Origin of the sequence: Dermatophilus congolensis (genome assembly GCF_900187045.1) — a bacterium.
GTDB classification, from domain to species: domain Bacteria; phylum Actinomycetota; class Actinomycetes; order Actinomycetales; family Dermatophilaceae; genus Dermatophilus; species Dermatophilus congolensis.
The window spans coordinates 2,079,881-2,094,994 of the sequence record NZ_LT906453.1 but is presented as its reverse complement, the minus strand read 5'-3'; the positions used below and the strand labels follow the sequence as shown (position 1 = coordinate 2,094,994).

10 protein-coding genes are annotated in these 15,114 nt (G+C 61.1%); 8 read left to right on the top strand and 2 right to left on the bottom strand.

What is annotated here, in order from left to right:
- Positions 1–35: 35 nt before the first annotated feature.
- The 3 genes from CKV89_RS08945 to CKV89_RS08935 all read left to right on the top strand — a co-directional run bounded on the left by CKV89_RS08945 (position 36) and on the right by CKV89_RS08935 (position 5,263).
- Entirely contained in the window at positions 36–704 is a 669-nt protein-coding gene (locus tag CKV89_RS08945) for a hypothetical protein (RefSeq protein ID WP_051277095.1), read from the top strand.
- 187 nt (positions 705–891) lie between these two features.
- The gene (acnA, locus tag CKV89_RS08940; RefSeq protein WP_028326379.1) at positions 892–3,675 is read left to right on the top strand and encodes an aconitate hydratase AcnA; all 2,784 of its coding nucleotides are present in this window, start codon (positions 892–894) and stop codon (positions 3,673–3,675) included.
- A 160-nt stretch (positions 3,676–3,835) separates the two neighbouring features.
- Positions 3,836–5,263 (top strand): cation:dicarboxylate symporter family transporter, encoded by a 1,428-nt coding sequence (locus CKV89_RS08935; protein WP_028326378.1) that lies wholly within the window; start codon positions 3,836–3,838, stop codon positions 5,261–5,263.
- A gap of 58 nt (positions 5,264–5,321) precedes the next feature.
- On the opposite strand, the gene CKV89_RS08930 is transcribed toward CKV89_RS08935, so the two are convergent.
- Entirely contained in the window at positions 5,322–5,756 is a 435-nt protein-coding gene (locus CKV89_RS08930) for an HIT family protein (protein WP_028326377.1), read from the bottom strand.
- Between the two features lie 46 nt (positions 5,757–5,802).
- Positions 5,803–8,499, bottom strand: coding sequence for a phosphoenolpyruvate carboxylase (locus CKV89_RS08925; RefSeq protein WP_028326376.1), 2,697 nt, complete (start codon positions 8,497–8,499; stop codon positions 5,803–5,805).
- Positions 8,500–8,677: 178 nt separating this feature from the next.
- Between CKV89_RS08925 and CKV89_RS08920 the strand changes: the two genes are divergently transcribed.
- The 5 genes from CKV89_RS08920 (at position 8,678) to CKV89_RS08900 (ending at position 15,083) form a co-directional block, all read left to right on the top strand.
- The gene (locus CKV89_RS08920; RefSeq protein ID WP_324603335.1) at positions 8,678–8,914 is read left to right on the top strand and encodes a methionine aminopeptidase; all 237 of its coding nucleotides are present in this window, start codon (positions 8,678–8,680) and stop codon (positions 8,912–8,914) included.
- 63 nt (positions 8,915–8,977) lie between these two features.
- Positions 8,978–10,315, top strand: coding sequence for a glutamine synthetase family protein (locus tag CKV89_RS08915; RefSeq protein WP_028326373.1), 1,338 nt, complete (start codon positions 8,978–8,980; stop codon positions 10,313–10,315).
- Between the two features lies 1 nt (position 10,316).
- Entirely contained in the window at positions 10,317–13,292 is a 2,976-nt protein-coding gene (locus CKV89_RS08910; RefSeq protein ID WP_034400375.1) for a bifunctional [glutamine synthetase] adenylyltransferase/[glutamine synthetase]-adenylyl-L-tyrosine phosphorylase, read from the top strand.
- Entirely contained in the window at positions 13,289–13,969 is a 681-nt protein-coding gene (locus tag CKV89_RS08905; protein ID WP_028326372.1) for a response regulator, read from the top strand. The genes CKV89_RS08910 and CKV89_RS08905 overlap by 4 nt, the downstream gene beginning before the upstream one ends.
- The gene (locus CKV89_RS08900; protein ID WP_154657554.1) at positions 13,953–15,083 is read left to right on the top strand and encodes a sensor histidine kinase; all 1,131 of its coding nucleotides are present in this window, start codon (positions 13,953–13,955) and stop codon (positions 15,081–15,083) included. Before CKV89_RS08905 ends, CKV89_RS08900 begins: the two co-directional genes overlap by 17 nt.
- Positions 15,084–15,114: the final 31 nt, after the last annotated feature.

Sequence of the window (15,114 nt, the reverse complement as noted above, 5' to 3'; positions counted from 1 at the left end):
CCACGGTTGGCCCACAAACACAGTGAAGGTGAGCCATGAACCTGCTGCAGGACAAAGGACGCGACTCGTTAATCGTTAAGCTCGTTGATTCAGCAGTTGAGCGTTATGGCGGCGCGGCTGATCGGCGGGTGGCGGCGTTGCGAAAGAAGTTCCCGCAAGCCTCACCTGCCGAGCTGGTTGAGCGTCTCACTACCGAGTATACGCGGGTCACGATTGGTTCGGGAGCGGGGATCGGAGCGACTGCTGCTATTCCTGGTGTGGGGACGGCAGCATCGCTGGCGTTGTCCGCCGGTGAGGTGGTGTCGTTTATCGAGTTGACGGTTCGGTATGTGCTGACTGTCGCGGCGATCTACGGGGAGCTTCCTGACAATTCTGAGGGGCGTCGTGCTCTGGTGGTGGGGGTAATGCTGGGGGAGTCTGGTGTGCGGGCAGCGCAGCGGGCAGTGGGGTCGAGTGAGAAAGGCTGGGCCAGGCAGTTGGGGGCACGGCTGCCCAGTTCGCGTGGCGGGAGCAGCTTGGGACGTACGTTTATCACCCGGTTCGCGGTGCGTAAGAGCGCAGGAATTGTTGGTCGGGCGTTGCCTTTTGGTGTGGGCGCGGTGCTTGGTGGGGCCGCTAACTATGCCGCTGGCGGGGCAGTGGTCAAGGGTGTGCGGGCTGCGTTTGGTCAGGCGCCGCGCACGTGGGGGCCAAAGGCTTCTTAAGGACTCTGACACCTGACCGCCGCCTGGGCTTTCGGGTTTGTGTGTCATGAGGAATGTGTGACGTGCCACGAAAACCAAAAGTATCTTGATGTCAAGATATCTCGGGTAGTGTGTGACACAACGGTCGCGCACGCCCTGCCCTAGGCGAGCAGCCACCGCACCAAACACCCCCAGTGAAGGAACGAGTGTGAGCCAGAACAGCTTCCAAGCCAAAAACACGTTGCAGGTCGGTGGCGCTTCCTACGACATCTTCCGCATCGACGCCGTAGAAGGCAGCCGCACCCTGCCCTACAGCCTCAAAGTGCTCCTCGAAAACCTGCTCCGCACCGAAGACGGCGCCAACGTCACCGCAGAACAAATCAAAGCCCTCGGTTCATGGGACGAAAACGCCCAACCCAACACCGAAATCCAATTCACTCCCGCACGCGTGATCATGCAGGACTTCACCGGCGTTCCCTGCATCGTCGACCTGGCCACCATGCGCGAAGCCGTCGTTGAACTCGGCGGCAAAGCCGAAAAAGTCAACCCCCTCTCGCCAGCCGAACTCGTCATCGACCACTCAGTACAAATCGATGTCTTCGGACGCCGCGACGCCTTCACCCGCAACGTAGAACTCGAATACGGCCGCAACAAAGAGCGCTACCAATTCCTCCGCTGGGGCCAAGGAGCCTTCGCCGACTTCAAAGTCGTCCCCCCAGGCACAGGCATCGTCCACCAGGTCAACATCGAACACCTCGCCCGCGTTGTCATGAACCGCGACGGCCAGGCTTACCCCGACACCTGCGTAGGCACCGACTCCCACACCACCATGGAAAATGGCATCGGTGTGCTCGGCTGGGGAGTCGGCGGCATCGAAGCAGAAGCCGCTATGCTGGGCCAACCCGTCTCGATGCTCATCCCCCGCTTAGTCGGCTTCAAACTCACCGGACACATCCCCGCCGCCGTCACCGCCACCGACGTTGTCCTGACCATCACCGAAATGCTCCGCAAACACGGAGTAGTCGGCAAATTTGTCGAGTTCTACGGTGAAGGCGTCGCCTCCATCCCCCTCGCCAACCGCGCCACCATCGGCAACATGAGCCCCGAATTCGGCTCCACCTGCGCGATCTTCCCCATCGATGACGAAACCATCAACTACCTGCGACTCACCGGCCGCAGCGAAGAACACATCGCACTCACCGAGGCCTACGCCAAAGAACAAGGGCTCTGGCACGACCCCAACAACGAACCCCGCTTCTCCGAATACCTCGAACTCGACCTCTCCACAGTGGTCCCCTCCATCGCCGGCCCCAAACGCCCCCAAGACCGCATCCTGCTCTCGGAATCCAAAACCTCCTTCCGTAAAACCCTGCCCACCTACGTCAAGAACGCTCTAGACACCGAAACCGAAAGCGGAGCTGAGTCGATGGCCGCCTCGGATGCACCCGCGCCCGGCAGCGACACCGACTCCGGCGGCAACGCACCCCGTACCTCAATGCTTGGTGCGATGCGCCGCCCCCACAAACGGGTCACTATCACCCGCGATGGGCAAACATTCGACATCGACCACGGCATTGTCTCCATCGCCTCCATCACCTCCTGCACGAACACCTCGAACCCGTCGGTGATGCTCGCCGCGGGCCTGCTCGCCAAGAAAGCCGCAGACAAAGGACTACAGGTCAAACCCTGGGTCAAAACCTCCATGGCGCCCGGCTCCAAGGTCGTCACCGAGTACTACGACAAGGCAGGCCTGTGGCCATCACTGGAGAAACTGGGCTACCACCTTGTCGGCTACGGCTGCACCACCTGCATCGGTAACTCCGGCCCCCTGCCCCAAGATATCTCCGAAGCAATCAACAGCCACGACCTGGCAGTCACCTCCGTGCTTTCCGGTAACCGCAACTTCGAAGGCCGTATCAACCCCGACGTGAAGATGAACTATCTGGCCTCCCCGCCGCTCGTCATCGCCTACGCCCTGGCCGGAACGATGGACTTCGACTTCGACACCGAACCACTTGGCCAAGACAACGACGGCAACGACGTCTTCCTCGCCGACATTTGGCCCAGCGCCGAGGAAGTGCAGAAAACCATCGACGCCTCCATCGATCGAGACATGTTCGCTTCCCAATACTCCGATGTCTTCGCCGGAGATGAACGCTGGCAAGGCCTGGACACCCCCGACGGTGACACCTTCGCCTGGGACGAAAACTCCACCTACGTGCGCAAACCCAACTACTTCGACGGTATGTCGATGGAGCTGACCCCCGTGCAAGACGTCACTGGCGCACGAGTCCTAGCCAAACTGGGCGACTCAGTCACCACAGACCACATCAGCCCCGCCGGCGCCATTAAACCCGACAGCCCCGCAGGTAAGTACCTCGCCGACCACGGCGTGGAGCGCAAAGACTTCAACTCCTATGGTTCTCGCCGCGGTAACCACGAGGTCATGGTGCGAGGCACCTTCGCCAACATCCGTCTGAAGAACCAGCTTCTCGATGGCGTTGAAGGCGGGTTCACCCGCAACTTCCTCAACAACGGTGAACAAACCACCATCTTCGAGGCAGCTGAGGCCTACCAAGCAGCAGGTGTTCCCCTCGTTGTTCTCGGAGGCAAAGAATACGGATCGGGCTCCTCACGCGACTGGGCCGCAAAAGGAACCCGCCTGCTGGGAGTTAAAGCCGTTATCGCCGAAAGCTTCGAGCGCATCCACCGCTCCAACCTCATCGGCATGGGTGTGCTTCCGCTGCAATTCCCCGCTGGGGAATCAGCCGACAGCCTCGGCCTTGATGGTACTGAAACCTTCGATATCGTCGGCATCACTGCCCTCAATGAAGGAACCACACCGAAAACTCTTGAAGTGACCGCGACAAAAGCAGACGGCACCGCAGTGAAATTCGATGCGGTCGTGCGCATCGACACTCCTGGGGAGGCTGACTACTACCGCAACGACGGCATTCTCCAGTACGTTCTGCGCTCGCTGGCGAAGGCCTGATCTGTCTGAGATTGTTCGGCACATATCCAGCAGGTGATCGTTCTCTTCTGTAGAGGCGGTCACCTGCTGGCTTGTCACATACTCTGGTCACGTTTTCTAGCCAGAAACGTGACTGGAGAACAATGCTCCACCAGCCCCCTCTGTAGATCGGAGTCATGCAATGGCGCATGCCGTCAATGAAGCACACATTGTTGAGCCGAAGAAACCACGGCGCGACCGCACTCACTGGCTGTATATCCTCGTCATCGTTGCCGTCATCGCAGGCATCGGTATCGGGTTAAGTGCTCCGGAATTCGCTAAAAGTCTCAAATGGCTTGGAGAGCTTTTTGTCGCGCTGATCAAAATGATGATCGGCCCAGTTATTTTCTGCACGATTGTGCTGGGTATTGGTTCAGTGCGGGCTGCGGCATCAGTGGGCAAGGTCGGAGCCATTGCACTGGTGTATTTCATCGCCATGTCGACGGTGGCGTTGGGGATTGGTCTGCTTGTCGGGAACGTGATTCACCCTGGTGATGGGTTGACAATTCCGCATACGGGAGCAGGGGCCGGACACGCCTCTAAGGCTGCGCATGCAGGTGGGACGATCGAGTTTTTGCGGAGTATCGTGCCGACCACTCTCGTGAGTGCTTTAACTCAAGAGTCGGTGCTGCAGGTGCTGTTTGTGGCGCTGCTTGTTGGGTTTGCGGCGCAGGGCATGGGTAAAGATGGAGAGCCAATTCTGCGTGGAGTCGCGCATTTGCAGAAGTTGGTTTTCCGGGTGTTGTCGATGGTTCTGTGGGTGGCGCCGATTGGTGCTTTCGGTGCGATCGCTGCGGTGGTGGGCAGCACTGGCCCCAAGGCGCTAGCGCAGCTTGGTTTGGTGATGGTCGCTTTTTATGTGACGTGTGTGTTGTTCGTGGTGGTGGTGCTGGGGCTGATTTTGTGGGCAGTGACCAGGCTGAACGTGTTCCAGCTGTTGAAGTATCTCGCTAAGGAGTATCTGCTCATTGTGGCGACTTCTTCGTCGGAGTCGGCGTTGCCTTCGCTGATGGGGAAGATGGAGCATGCCGGGGTATCCAAGTCCACGGTGGGGATCGTGGTGCCTACGGGGTATTCGTTCAACTTGGATGGCACTGCTATCTATTTGACGATGTCAGCGGTGTTTATTTCGCATGCGATGGGTACGCCGATGGCGATGGGTGAGCAGATCAGTTTGTTGGTGTTCATGATCGTCGCTTCTAAAGGGGCTGCTGGGGTTTCTGGTGCGGGGCTGGCGACGTTGGCTGGTGGGTTGCAGGCGTACCGCCCTGATTTGGTTGCCGGGGTTGATGTGATTGTGGGTATTGACCGGTTTATGTCCGAGGCGCGTGCGTTGACGAACTTTTCCGGTAATGCGGTGGCAACGTTTTTGGTGGGCAAGTGGACGGGCACGTTGGATGTTGAGCGGGCGCGTTTGGTGTTGGCGGGTAAGGATCCGTTTGATTACTCCGTGGTGGGGGTTGACCCGCATGACACGGAGTATTCGGTGAGGAAACCGCCTGCTCCGATTGATCCGGCGGCGGGGTTGCAGCCTACGCCGCATCCGGTTTTGACGGATCGTCAGGGCTGATAAGTGTGCCTGCGCGGTGCAGGCCGCGCAGGCACACGTTTTTGCTGCCGGGGTGGGGTTAGGCGATGTGGGTGGCCGTGGGGGTGCCTTCGAGTTGGGTGTGGAGGCGGTTGCGTAGTCGTTGGGCGGCTTGGTCCATCATGGCGGGGTCGGGGGAGTCATTAACTGCTGACAGGTCGAAGTCTTTGGTGCTGTAGGCAGCCCAGACGTGCAGGTGTAGATGGGGTACTTCGAATCCTTGGGCGAGTAGGCCAATGCGGGGGCTTTCCCATTCGGCTTGGATGGCCTTGCCGATGGTGTGGGCCACGCCGGTGAGGTGGGCGATGAGCTCGGGGGTGGCTTCGGTCCATTGGGTGATTTCGTCGCGGGGGACGACGAGGGTGTGGCCGGGGGTGATGGGGCCGGCGGTGAGGAAGGCGACGCAGTGTTCGTCTGACCAGATGAATCGTCCGGGGATTTCTCCGTTGATGATGCGGGTGAAAACAGTGCTCACAAATTGCCTTTCGTGTGGTGGATAGGTGCAAGGGGTGGGGTGGGTGTCAGCCGGTGTTTTGTAGGCCTGCGGATACTCCGTTGACTGATAGGAGTAGGACGCGGTGCCAGGCGTGGGAGTCTTGGGTGCTGGTGTGGTGCCGCAGGGCCAGGAGGGCGTGGTGTTGGAGGTGGCTGAGGGCGTCGACGTAGGGCTGGCGGAGTCGGATTGCGGTTTGGAGGTGGGGTTTGTGGGCGAGGAGTTCGTCTTGTTCGAGGATGTTCAGGATGAGGGTGCGGGTGAGGTCGAATTCGGTGAGGATTTGTTCGGTGAGGTCGGGGCGGTTGCCGAGGTCGAGGAATTTGTTTCCGATGGTGCGGTCGGCTTTGGCCAGGCTCATTTCTGCCACGTCGATCATGGCGGCGAAGAGGGGCCATTGGGTGTAGGCCTGGCGTAGGAGGGGAATGTCGTCGACGGCGGCCAGTCCGCTTCCTAGTCCGTACCAGCCGGAGAGGTTGATGCGGGTTTGGCTCCAGGAGAAGACCCAGGGGATGGCGCGTAGGTCTTCGAGGCTGCGTCCGGTGTCGGTGCCGCTGCGTCGGGAGGGGCGGGACCCTAGGCGTAGTTCGCCGATTTCGTCGAGTGGGCTGACGTTGGCGAGGAAGTCGGCGAATCCGGGTTTGTTGATGAGGGCCAGGAAGGCGCCGCGGCTTTGGGTGTCGATGGTGTTGCTGAGTTCGCGGTATTGCTCCGTGGCGTTTTCGCGGGGGGTGGCGATGGTGGGGGAGTCTGATAGGAGGACGGCGGAGGTGAGGCGTTCGAGGTGGCGTTGTCCGATGGTGGGGTCGCCGTAGCGGGCGAAGATGACTTCGCCTTGTTCGGTGCATTTGAAGCGTCCGGCGACTGAGCCGGTGGGTTGGGCCATGATGGCGCGGTGGAGGGGGCCGCCGCCGCGTCCGAGGGATCCGCCGCGGCCGTGGAAGAGGGTGAGATGGATGTTGGATTCGTTGGCCCAGGTGACGAGGGCGCGTTCGGCGGTGTCGAGGGTGAGGGTTGCGCTGGCGGGGCCGACGTCTTTGGCGGAGTCGGAGTAGCCGACCATGACTTCGACGGCTCGGTTGGCGTGGGTGAGCCAGTTTTGGGTGCTGGGTAGTTCAGCCCAGTTGCGCAGGATGTGTGGGGCGGCTTGGAGGTCTTTGCCGGTTTCGAAGAGGGGGATGACGTCGAGGTGTAGTTCGCTGTTGTCGGTGGCTAGGCGGGCCAGGGCGCGGACTGCGGCGAGGTCGGCGGCGTTGCGGGTGAAGCTGACGATGTAGCGTCCGCAGGCGCGCTGTCCGTAGCGGCTTTGGATGTACTCCATGACGCGCAGGGTGTTGAGGACTTCGGTGGCTTTGTCGCTGGTGGGGGTGATGCGTTGGGGCCATCCGTGGGTGGCGAGGTGGTCGAGGAAGATTGCATCGGTGGCCAGTTCGGCGGCGTTGTCGTGTCCGGCGAGGTGGAGGGCTTCGGTGAGGACGGCTTCGTGGACGGCGCTGTGTTGGCGTACTTCGAGTTCGGTGAGGTGGAAACCGAAGGTTTCGACGAGCCAGATGAGGTTTTGGAGGTTTCCGTTGGCGGCTCGGTGGTCTCCGGCGGCGTGAAGGCTGTTTTGGATGAGGCGTAGGTCGGTGAGCATCTCGTGGGGGCTGGCGTAGGCCAGTCCTGCGTGTTCGTTGCGGGTGGCGTTGACGCGCGCGGCGACGACCATGAGTTTTTGGCGGTGGGGTTCACCAGGGGCATCTTTGGTGATTTCGGTGAATTGCTCTGGCATGCGGACGGCGTCGCGGGCGAGGTCGTCGATGAGGGAGTCGGTGGCGGGGGTGTCGTGCTCGTCCATGGTGAGGGTGCGGGCGATGGCTTCGACACGGTGGGCGAGCAGGTCGAGGGTGACGCGGAATTGTTGGGTGGCGGTGGCGCGGGTGACTGCTGCGGTGACGTAGGGGTTGCCGTCGCGGTCGGCGCCGATCCAGGACCCGAATCGGATGAATGCGGGGATGTGGGGGCTGGTGGGGTTTTCGCGGTCTGGGAGGGCGTTTTCGGTGGCGCGGTAGACCTGGGGGACAACGTCGAAGAGGGTGTTTTCGACGATGGAGGTCATGGTTTTGACTTCGTCGCCGGGTTGGGGGCGTTCGCGGCGCAGGGTGCTGGTGCGTTGGAGGATGTCGATTTCTTCGAGCATGTGTTGCCGGGCGGTGTGGCGGGCTGTGGGGCCAGCGGTGGGGTCGTCGTGTTCGTCGAGCCAGGAGGCGAGGCGGCGTAGGGCGGAGGTGATGGCTCGGCGGCGTGCTTCGGTGGGGTGCGCGGTGAGTACGGGGTGGATGCGTAGGCCGGTGAGGGCGTTTTCGGCGGTGGAGCCTAGGGCGGTGATGGCGGCGGCGACCCCGCCTGCTTCGATGCCGTCGGTGTAGTCGTCGTTTTCATGGCGCAGGGAGCGGACGCGGTGGCGTTCGTCGGCGAGGTTAGCGAGGTGGAGGTGGACGGTGACGGCGTTGACGAGGTCGCGGGCTTGGGTGGGGGTGAGGTCGGTGAGGATGTCTTCGACAGTGCTGCTGTTGGTGGTGTGGGGGGCGCGGCAGGCGTCGACGAGTTCAGCGACGCGGGTGAGGAGGGCTTCGCCGCCGATGTCGCGTAGGACGTGTGAGTGCAGGGTTGAGAGGAGTTCCAGGTCACTGTCGAGTGTGGCGGTGGTGGTTTGGGGGAGCTGTGTCTGGGGAGCCTCGCTCATGTTTGCCGAGTTTACGCATGAGTTATGTCGTGAACGTAGGGGGTTGGGTGGTGAGCGTTGACACTCTTCATGAGCATGGGCGGGTTTTGTTGATGCGGCGTTGAGGGTTGGTGGTTGAGCTGGGTGTGTTGGTGCGGGTATGTGTTGTGGTGTTGGTTTTTCTTCCTGGGAGGTTCGTGTGTCTGAGGTCGAGCAGAAGTTTTGGTTCAACATCGCTACTGGTCAGGTGGAGGAGGATTCTTCGCATAGCCGTAAGGGGGATTTGATGGGCCCGTATCCGACGCGGGAGGCTGCTGCTGGTGCGTTGCGTTCTGCTCGGGAGCGGACAGCGGCCTGGGATGCGGAGGATCGTCGCCGCCAGGAAGAGGAGGCTCGTTTCTCGGGTCGTGAGCCGGGGGAGGGGTTATTGGGGTGAATGGTTGGGTGTGAGGCGCCGTCGTCCAGCGAGGCGGCGCCGGGATGATGCATGATCGGCGGTATGGATCGCCAAGAGGAGTTCGTCCTTCGCTCCGTGGAGGAGCGCAATGTCCGCTTTGTGCGGTTGTGGTTTACCGACGTGCTGGGGACGTTGAAGTCTGTGGCTATTGCGCCGGCGGAGTTGGAGTCCGCGTTCGAGGAGGGTATCGGGTTCGACGGTAGTGCGATCGAGGGCTTCACGCGTATCACTGAAGCTGACATGTTGGTTAAGCCTGATCCGAGTAGCTTCCAGATTTTGCCGTGGCGGGGGCAGGCGCCGAGTACGGGTCGGTTGTTCGCGGATATTTTGTTGCCGGATGGGTCGCAGAGTTACGCCGATCCGCGTTTTGCTTTGCGGCGTCAGTTACAGAAGGCCGCCGATATGGGGTTCACGTTCTACACGCACCCGGAGATCGAGTTTTATCTGTTCAATCAGCCCGCTAATTCCCGCGACCCGTTGGATCCGGTTGACCGTGCCGGGTATTTCGATCACGTGTCGCATGGGTTGGGTCAGGATTTCCGGCGCACGGTGATTCAAATTTTGGAGCAGATGGGGATCTCGGTGGAGTTCTCGCATCATGAGTCTGGTCCAGGGCAGAACGAGATTGATTTGCGTAGCGCGGATGCGTTGTCCACGTGCGACAACATCATGACGTTCCGGACTGTGGTGCAGGAGATCGCGCTCGATCAGAACGCGTTGGCATCTTTTATGCCTAAACCGATGTTTGGTGCTCCCGGGTCAGGGATGCACACGCATTTGAGTTTGTTTGAAGGGGAGCGCAACGCGTTCTATGAGCCGGGGGCGCCGTATCAGTTGAGTAAAACGGCGCGGTCTTTTATGGCAGGGCTGTTGAAGCATGCCCGTGAGATCAGTGCGGTGACGAACCAGTGGGTGAACTCGTATAAGCGGCTGTGGGGCGGGGCGGAGGCGCCAGCGTATATCTCGTGGGGACATAACAACTCCAGTGCCATGATCCGTGTCCCCATGTACAAACCGGATAAAGAAGCCAGCACCCGGATCGAGTTGCGCACGCTGGATTCAGCGGCGAACCCGTATTTGGCGTATGCGGTGATCCTCGCGGCGGGGCTTAAAGGCATCGAGGAAGGGTACGCGTTGCCTGACGAGGCAGAAGATGATGTCTCTCGGTTGACGCATCGGGAACGCCAGGTGCTTGGTTTTGAACCGTTGCCGGAGTCGTTGAAGGAAGCGATCGTGGAGATGGAACGCTCTGACCTGGTGGCCGCAGTGTTGGGAGAGCATCTTTTCGAGGCGTTCTTGCGGAACAAGCACGACGAGTGGGATCGGTATAGAGCACAGGTGACCAAGTTCGAGCTCGAGCAGTTCTTGCCCGACCGCTGACATGGGTGCGCGTTCGGTGTCATTGACGGGCTGGTTGGCACGTGCAGGTTTTGAAGATACGGCCACGGCGGCACGGTTTGCTACCGCTGCAGAACTGGAAGGATGGAGCGCCCCAGGCGGGTCGTTACTGACGGGGATATCCCAGGTTGCTGACCCGGATTTGGCGTTAAAAACTCTGGTCCGATTGGTCGCAGCGGTGGGGCGGGACCGCTTAGAAGACCTGTTGACGGCACAGTCCCTTGGTCGAGATCGGCTACTGCGGGTGCTGGGGGAGTCAGCGGCGTTGGGGGATCACTTGGTGCGCCACCCAGAGCACATCAGCGCCGTGGTTGATGCCGTCCCCATGGAAGCCTCAGAGCGAGTGCGTGACCTTCTCCAAGCTGTCTGTCCGCAGGGGCGCGGTGACCTGAGTAGTCAAGATGCGTTGCGGGTGGCGTATCGGCGGCAGCTGCTAGGCATCCTTGCCCTTGATGTGAGCGCACCGAACCCGCAAGCAACGGTCCATCACACTGCCGCGGCGTTAGCCGACCTTGCTGGGGCGGCGCTGGAAGCTGCAGTAGCCGTGGCGCACGAAACCCACCCCCAGGCGGGCAGCAAGGCCCGGCTAGCGGTGATCGCGATGGGTAAGTGTGGGGGAGGGGAGCTTAATTACATCTCGGATGTGGATGTGATTTTTGTTGGCGAACCCGCTGAGGGAGTCCCCGAAGAGGAAGGCATTGAAGCAGCCACAGTGCTAGCCGCTGAGGTGATGCGGACCTGCTCAGCCCACACAGGTGAAGGAACATTGTGGCAGGTGGATCCGGCACTGCGGCCCGAGGGTAAACAAGGGCCACTTGTACGGACCGTGGCATCGCACGTGCGCTACTACAAACGCTGGGCCAAAACGTGGGAGTTCCAGGCGCTGCTGAAAGCCCGCGCCGTCGCCGGAGACGCAGAGCTTGGGCAGGCCTACGAGGAAGCTATTCGACCGTTCGTGTGGCAGGCAGCCAGCCGTGAAAACTTCGTCACGGATGTGCAAGCCATGCGGGCACGCGTAGAGCGCCACATCCCACCAGCAGAGGTAGATCGCCAGCTCAAACTGGGTCCAGGTGGGTTACGAGATGTCGAGTTCAGCGTGCAGCTGCTGCAGCTAGTACATGGCCGTACCGATGAATCCCTCAGGTCACGTAACACGCTGGAGGCGTTAGCGGCGCTCGCCGCCGGGGGCTATGTGGCCCGTGAAGATGCGGCCGCATTAGATGCGGCATACCGGTTTTTGCGCTCAGTGGAGCACCGGGTGCAGTTCGCGAAGATGAAACGCACCCACCTCATGCCGCAGGGGCCACATGACCTGCAACGAATCGGGCGGGGACTGCGCCTGGCCGCGCCAGCGGCGGAGTCGCTGACTGCAGTGTGGCAAGAACACAAACGCACAGTCCGCCAAATCCACAAACTGTTGTTCTACCGGCCGTTGCTGTCTGCGGTGGCGCGGCTACGCCCCGAAGATGCCAGGCTGCGCCCAGAGGCAGCGAAAGAACGTTTCGCCGCATTGGGGTTCAGTGATTCCGCCGGAGCGCTACGGCACATCGAAGCACTCACCGCCGGGGTTTCCCGCACAGCAGCAATCCAGCGAACACTGCTGCCAGTGATGCTGGGCTGGTTCGCCGAAGAAGTCGACCCAGACAACGGGCTACTTGCTTTCCGTCGTATTAGTGAATCTTTGGGGCACACCACTTGGTACCTGCGGATGCTGCGTGATGAAGGCAAAGCAGCAGAACGGCTAGCACGAGTGTTGGCGCGCAGCAGGTTTTTAGTGTCTCTGCTGGAACAAACCCCCGACGCAGCACGAATCCTTTCCGGTGATGCCGTGGTGCTGCCGCGCTCGCGCGAAGCGGTGTTAGCCACGATGCGCGCTGCGATGAAACGCCAAGACGACCCAGCTGAGGCGATGGTGGCGGCCCGGAAAGTGCGGCGTTCAGAATTGTTCCGGTGTGCGTTGGGTGACCTGATCGACACCTCTTCTACCGAAGAGACGATGCGTGGACTATCTGACCTGAATGAAGCGATTGTGCAGGCGGCTTTGGACGTCGCTGAACGGATCTATATTGCCGAGCATGGGCAGCTGCCAGTGCAGGTCGCTTTCATCGGGATGGGCCGTTTGGGAGGGCGGGAATGCGGGTTCGCTTCGGATGCGGACGTTCTTGCTGTGCACCGCCCTTGCCAGGAAGTCAGCGACGAAGACGCCGCAGCAGCTGCAAAAGAGATCGTCCAACAGGTGCGTTCTTTGCTTAGCGCCCCGGGCCCAGACCCTTCCTTAGGGTTTGACATGGACCTGCGCCCCGAAGGTAAAACCGGCCCATTAAGCAGATCCATCGCCGGGTACAGCAGCTACATGCAACGATGGGCGCAAGCCTGGGAACGGCAGGCGATGGTGCGTGCCCGGCCGATCGCAGGCCCCGAAGACCTGGGAGAAGAGTTTGTGCAGGCGGTGGACCCTTACCGTTGGGCCGAAGGTGGACTGACCGATGCGCAGGTCCGGGAGATCCGCAAACTCAAGGCCCGCATGGAGGGTGAACGGCTCCCGCGCGGCGCCGACCCTCGCCGGCACTTCAAACTGGGGCGCGGTGGCCTCTCAGACGTGGAATGGACAGTGCAGCTGATCCAGCTCCAGCATGCCAACCAACACCCGACACTCCGCACCACCAGCACCCTAGAAGCTCTACATGCCGCCGTTGATCTGGGATTGTTGACTCAGATCGAGGGCGTGGCGTTAGAGGAAGCATGGGTTACTGCCTCCCAAATGCGTGACGCGGTGATGCTGTGGCGAGGCAGATCCGCTGATTCGGTACCGGAGCATGTCGTCGATGCAGAAGCAATGGCCCGTATTCTCGGTTGGGGGCCGGGATCTGGGTCAGAAACAGGTGAGCACTACCTACGACTGGCGCGTCATTCACGCGAGGTGATGGAACGCCGCTTTTACGGACAGGAGACGATATGACCACGCTGCAGGCCGCGTCCCCCGCCAGGCCGATCCGCGTGTTCCTGCTCGATGATCACGAAATCATGCGCCGTGGCCTGCGCGACCTGCTGGAGCTAGAACCAGACATCACTGTGGTCGGTGAGGCCTCCTCGGTAGCAGAAGCTGTACAGCACATACCATTCACCCACCCGGACGTTGCCATCCTCGACATGCGACTCCCCGACGGGTCGGGTGTCGATGTGTGCCAGGCAGTACGCGCCCATGATGAAAAAATCCGCTCACTCATCCTCACCTCTTTCAATGACGAAGAAGCTCTCACCGCAGCGCTGCGCGCTGGGGCCTGCGGCTACGCCATCAAAGACGTCAGGGGCGAAAAACTTCTTGCCGACGTGCGGGCGCTCGCCGCGGGACAGACACGGCTGGATGCCCGCCGTCCGACCAGCGCTGCACAACGCAGCGCTGGTCGGTGTAGTGATGTTTCTGACCCGCGCCTGCGGAGCTTGACTGCGCAGGAACGGCGCATTCTGGCGCGGGTGGCGCAGGGAATGACGAACCGGCAGATCGGTGAGGATTTGTTCCTTGCGGAGAAAACGGTGAAGAACTACATCACGGCGATCCTGGCCAAGCTGGGAATGAAAAGACGCACTCAGGCCGCGGTGTTTGCCGCAACGCACAGTGATGACCTCTTTAACTGAGCGGGAAACGTGTGTGCAGGCGCTGCTGATGCTGTCGATGGCGGCGTTGGAGGGATGCACGCAAGCGGAGTTGTTTGCTGCGGTGGCGCAGCAGGCCAGGCAGGCTAGTGGGGCTGGTTTTGCTGTAGTGGCTTTGCCTGGCGAGGGGAAGTGTCTGCGTGTGCAGGCGGTCAGTCCTTGTGGGGATGTTGTTGCCGGTGAGGGCGTTTTGCGGAGCCGTGTGTGGGGACGGATTCTGCGTCATCATGATCCGGTTCTTTTCCCGCAGGGTGCGCAGGGGAAAAGCCCTGGGGAACTTGTGCAGGATTTGCGTAGCTGTATCGGTATTGAGGACTCGGCGGTGCTGCTGGTTTTGCCGATGTTCACTGCGGTACGTGATGTGGGGCTTTTGGTGCTCGGGTGGTCGTTGTCTACCGGTGCCCCACACGGTGAGGTTGGGAAGTTGTCGTGGTTTGCCGCTTGGGTGGCTCGGGTCATTGATGCCTCTGGCGAGCAGCGGCGCCGTACGTATGCGCACGCCCAGCAGGAAGTTTCTCGGGAGCGGCAACGCATTGCGCGCGATATCCACGATCACGTGATTCAGCGGTTGTTTGCCTCGGGGATGGCGTTGCAGATAGCTGCACGTACCGCTGGCGGCGCGACCCGAACCCGCCTCGATGATGCTGTGCGTGACATGGAAGAGACGGTCACGTTGCTGCGTGAGGTGGTCGCTGGCGCCAGCTTGACCCCTGTTGCCGGTGAGGTGAAAGAGGAGCTGGAATCCTTGGTGCGCCAAGCAGCAGCGGCGGGGCCTTTTGCTCCCGCCCTGGTGATTGAAGGGCGTGTTGAGCAGATACCCATGCAGGTGAAAAGCGATGTTGTTGCTGTCGCCCGTGAGGGGGTGGCGAACATGATGCGGCATGCGCGGGCCACGGATGGGTCGGTGACTGTGCGGGTCAATGATGAGGCAGTGTCGGTAGTGATTATTGACGATGGGGTAGGGGTCACTGATGGTGGGCGTCGTAGCGGTCTGGATAATTTGGCCGATCGGGCGCGCAGTCATGGGGGGACGTTTATCGCCCATCGTCGCCTCGAAGGAGGGACACTGCTGCACTGGTGGGTTCCGTTGAGATGACCTGGGTACCAGCGAAGTAGCTCAGAGAAAC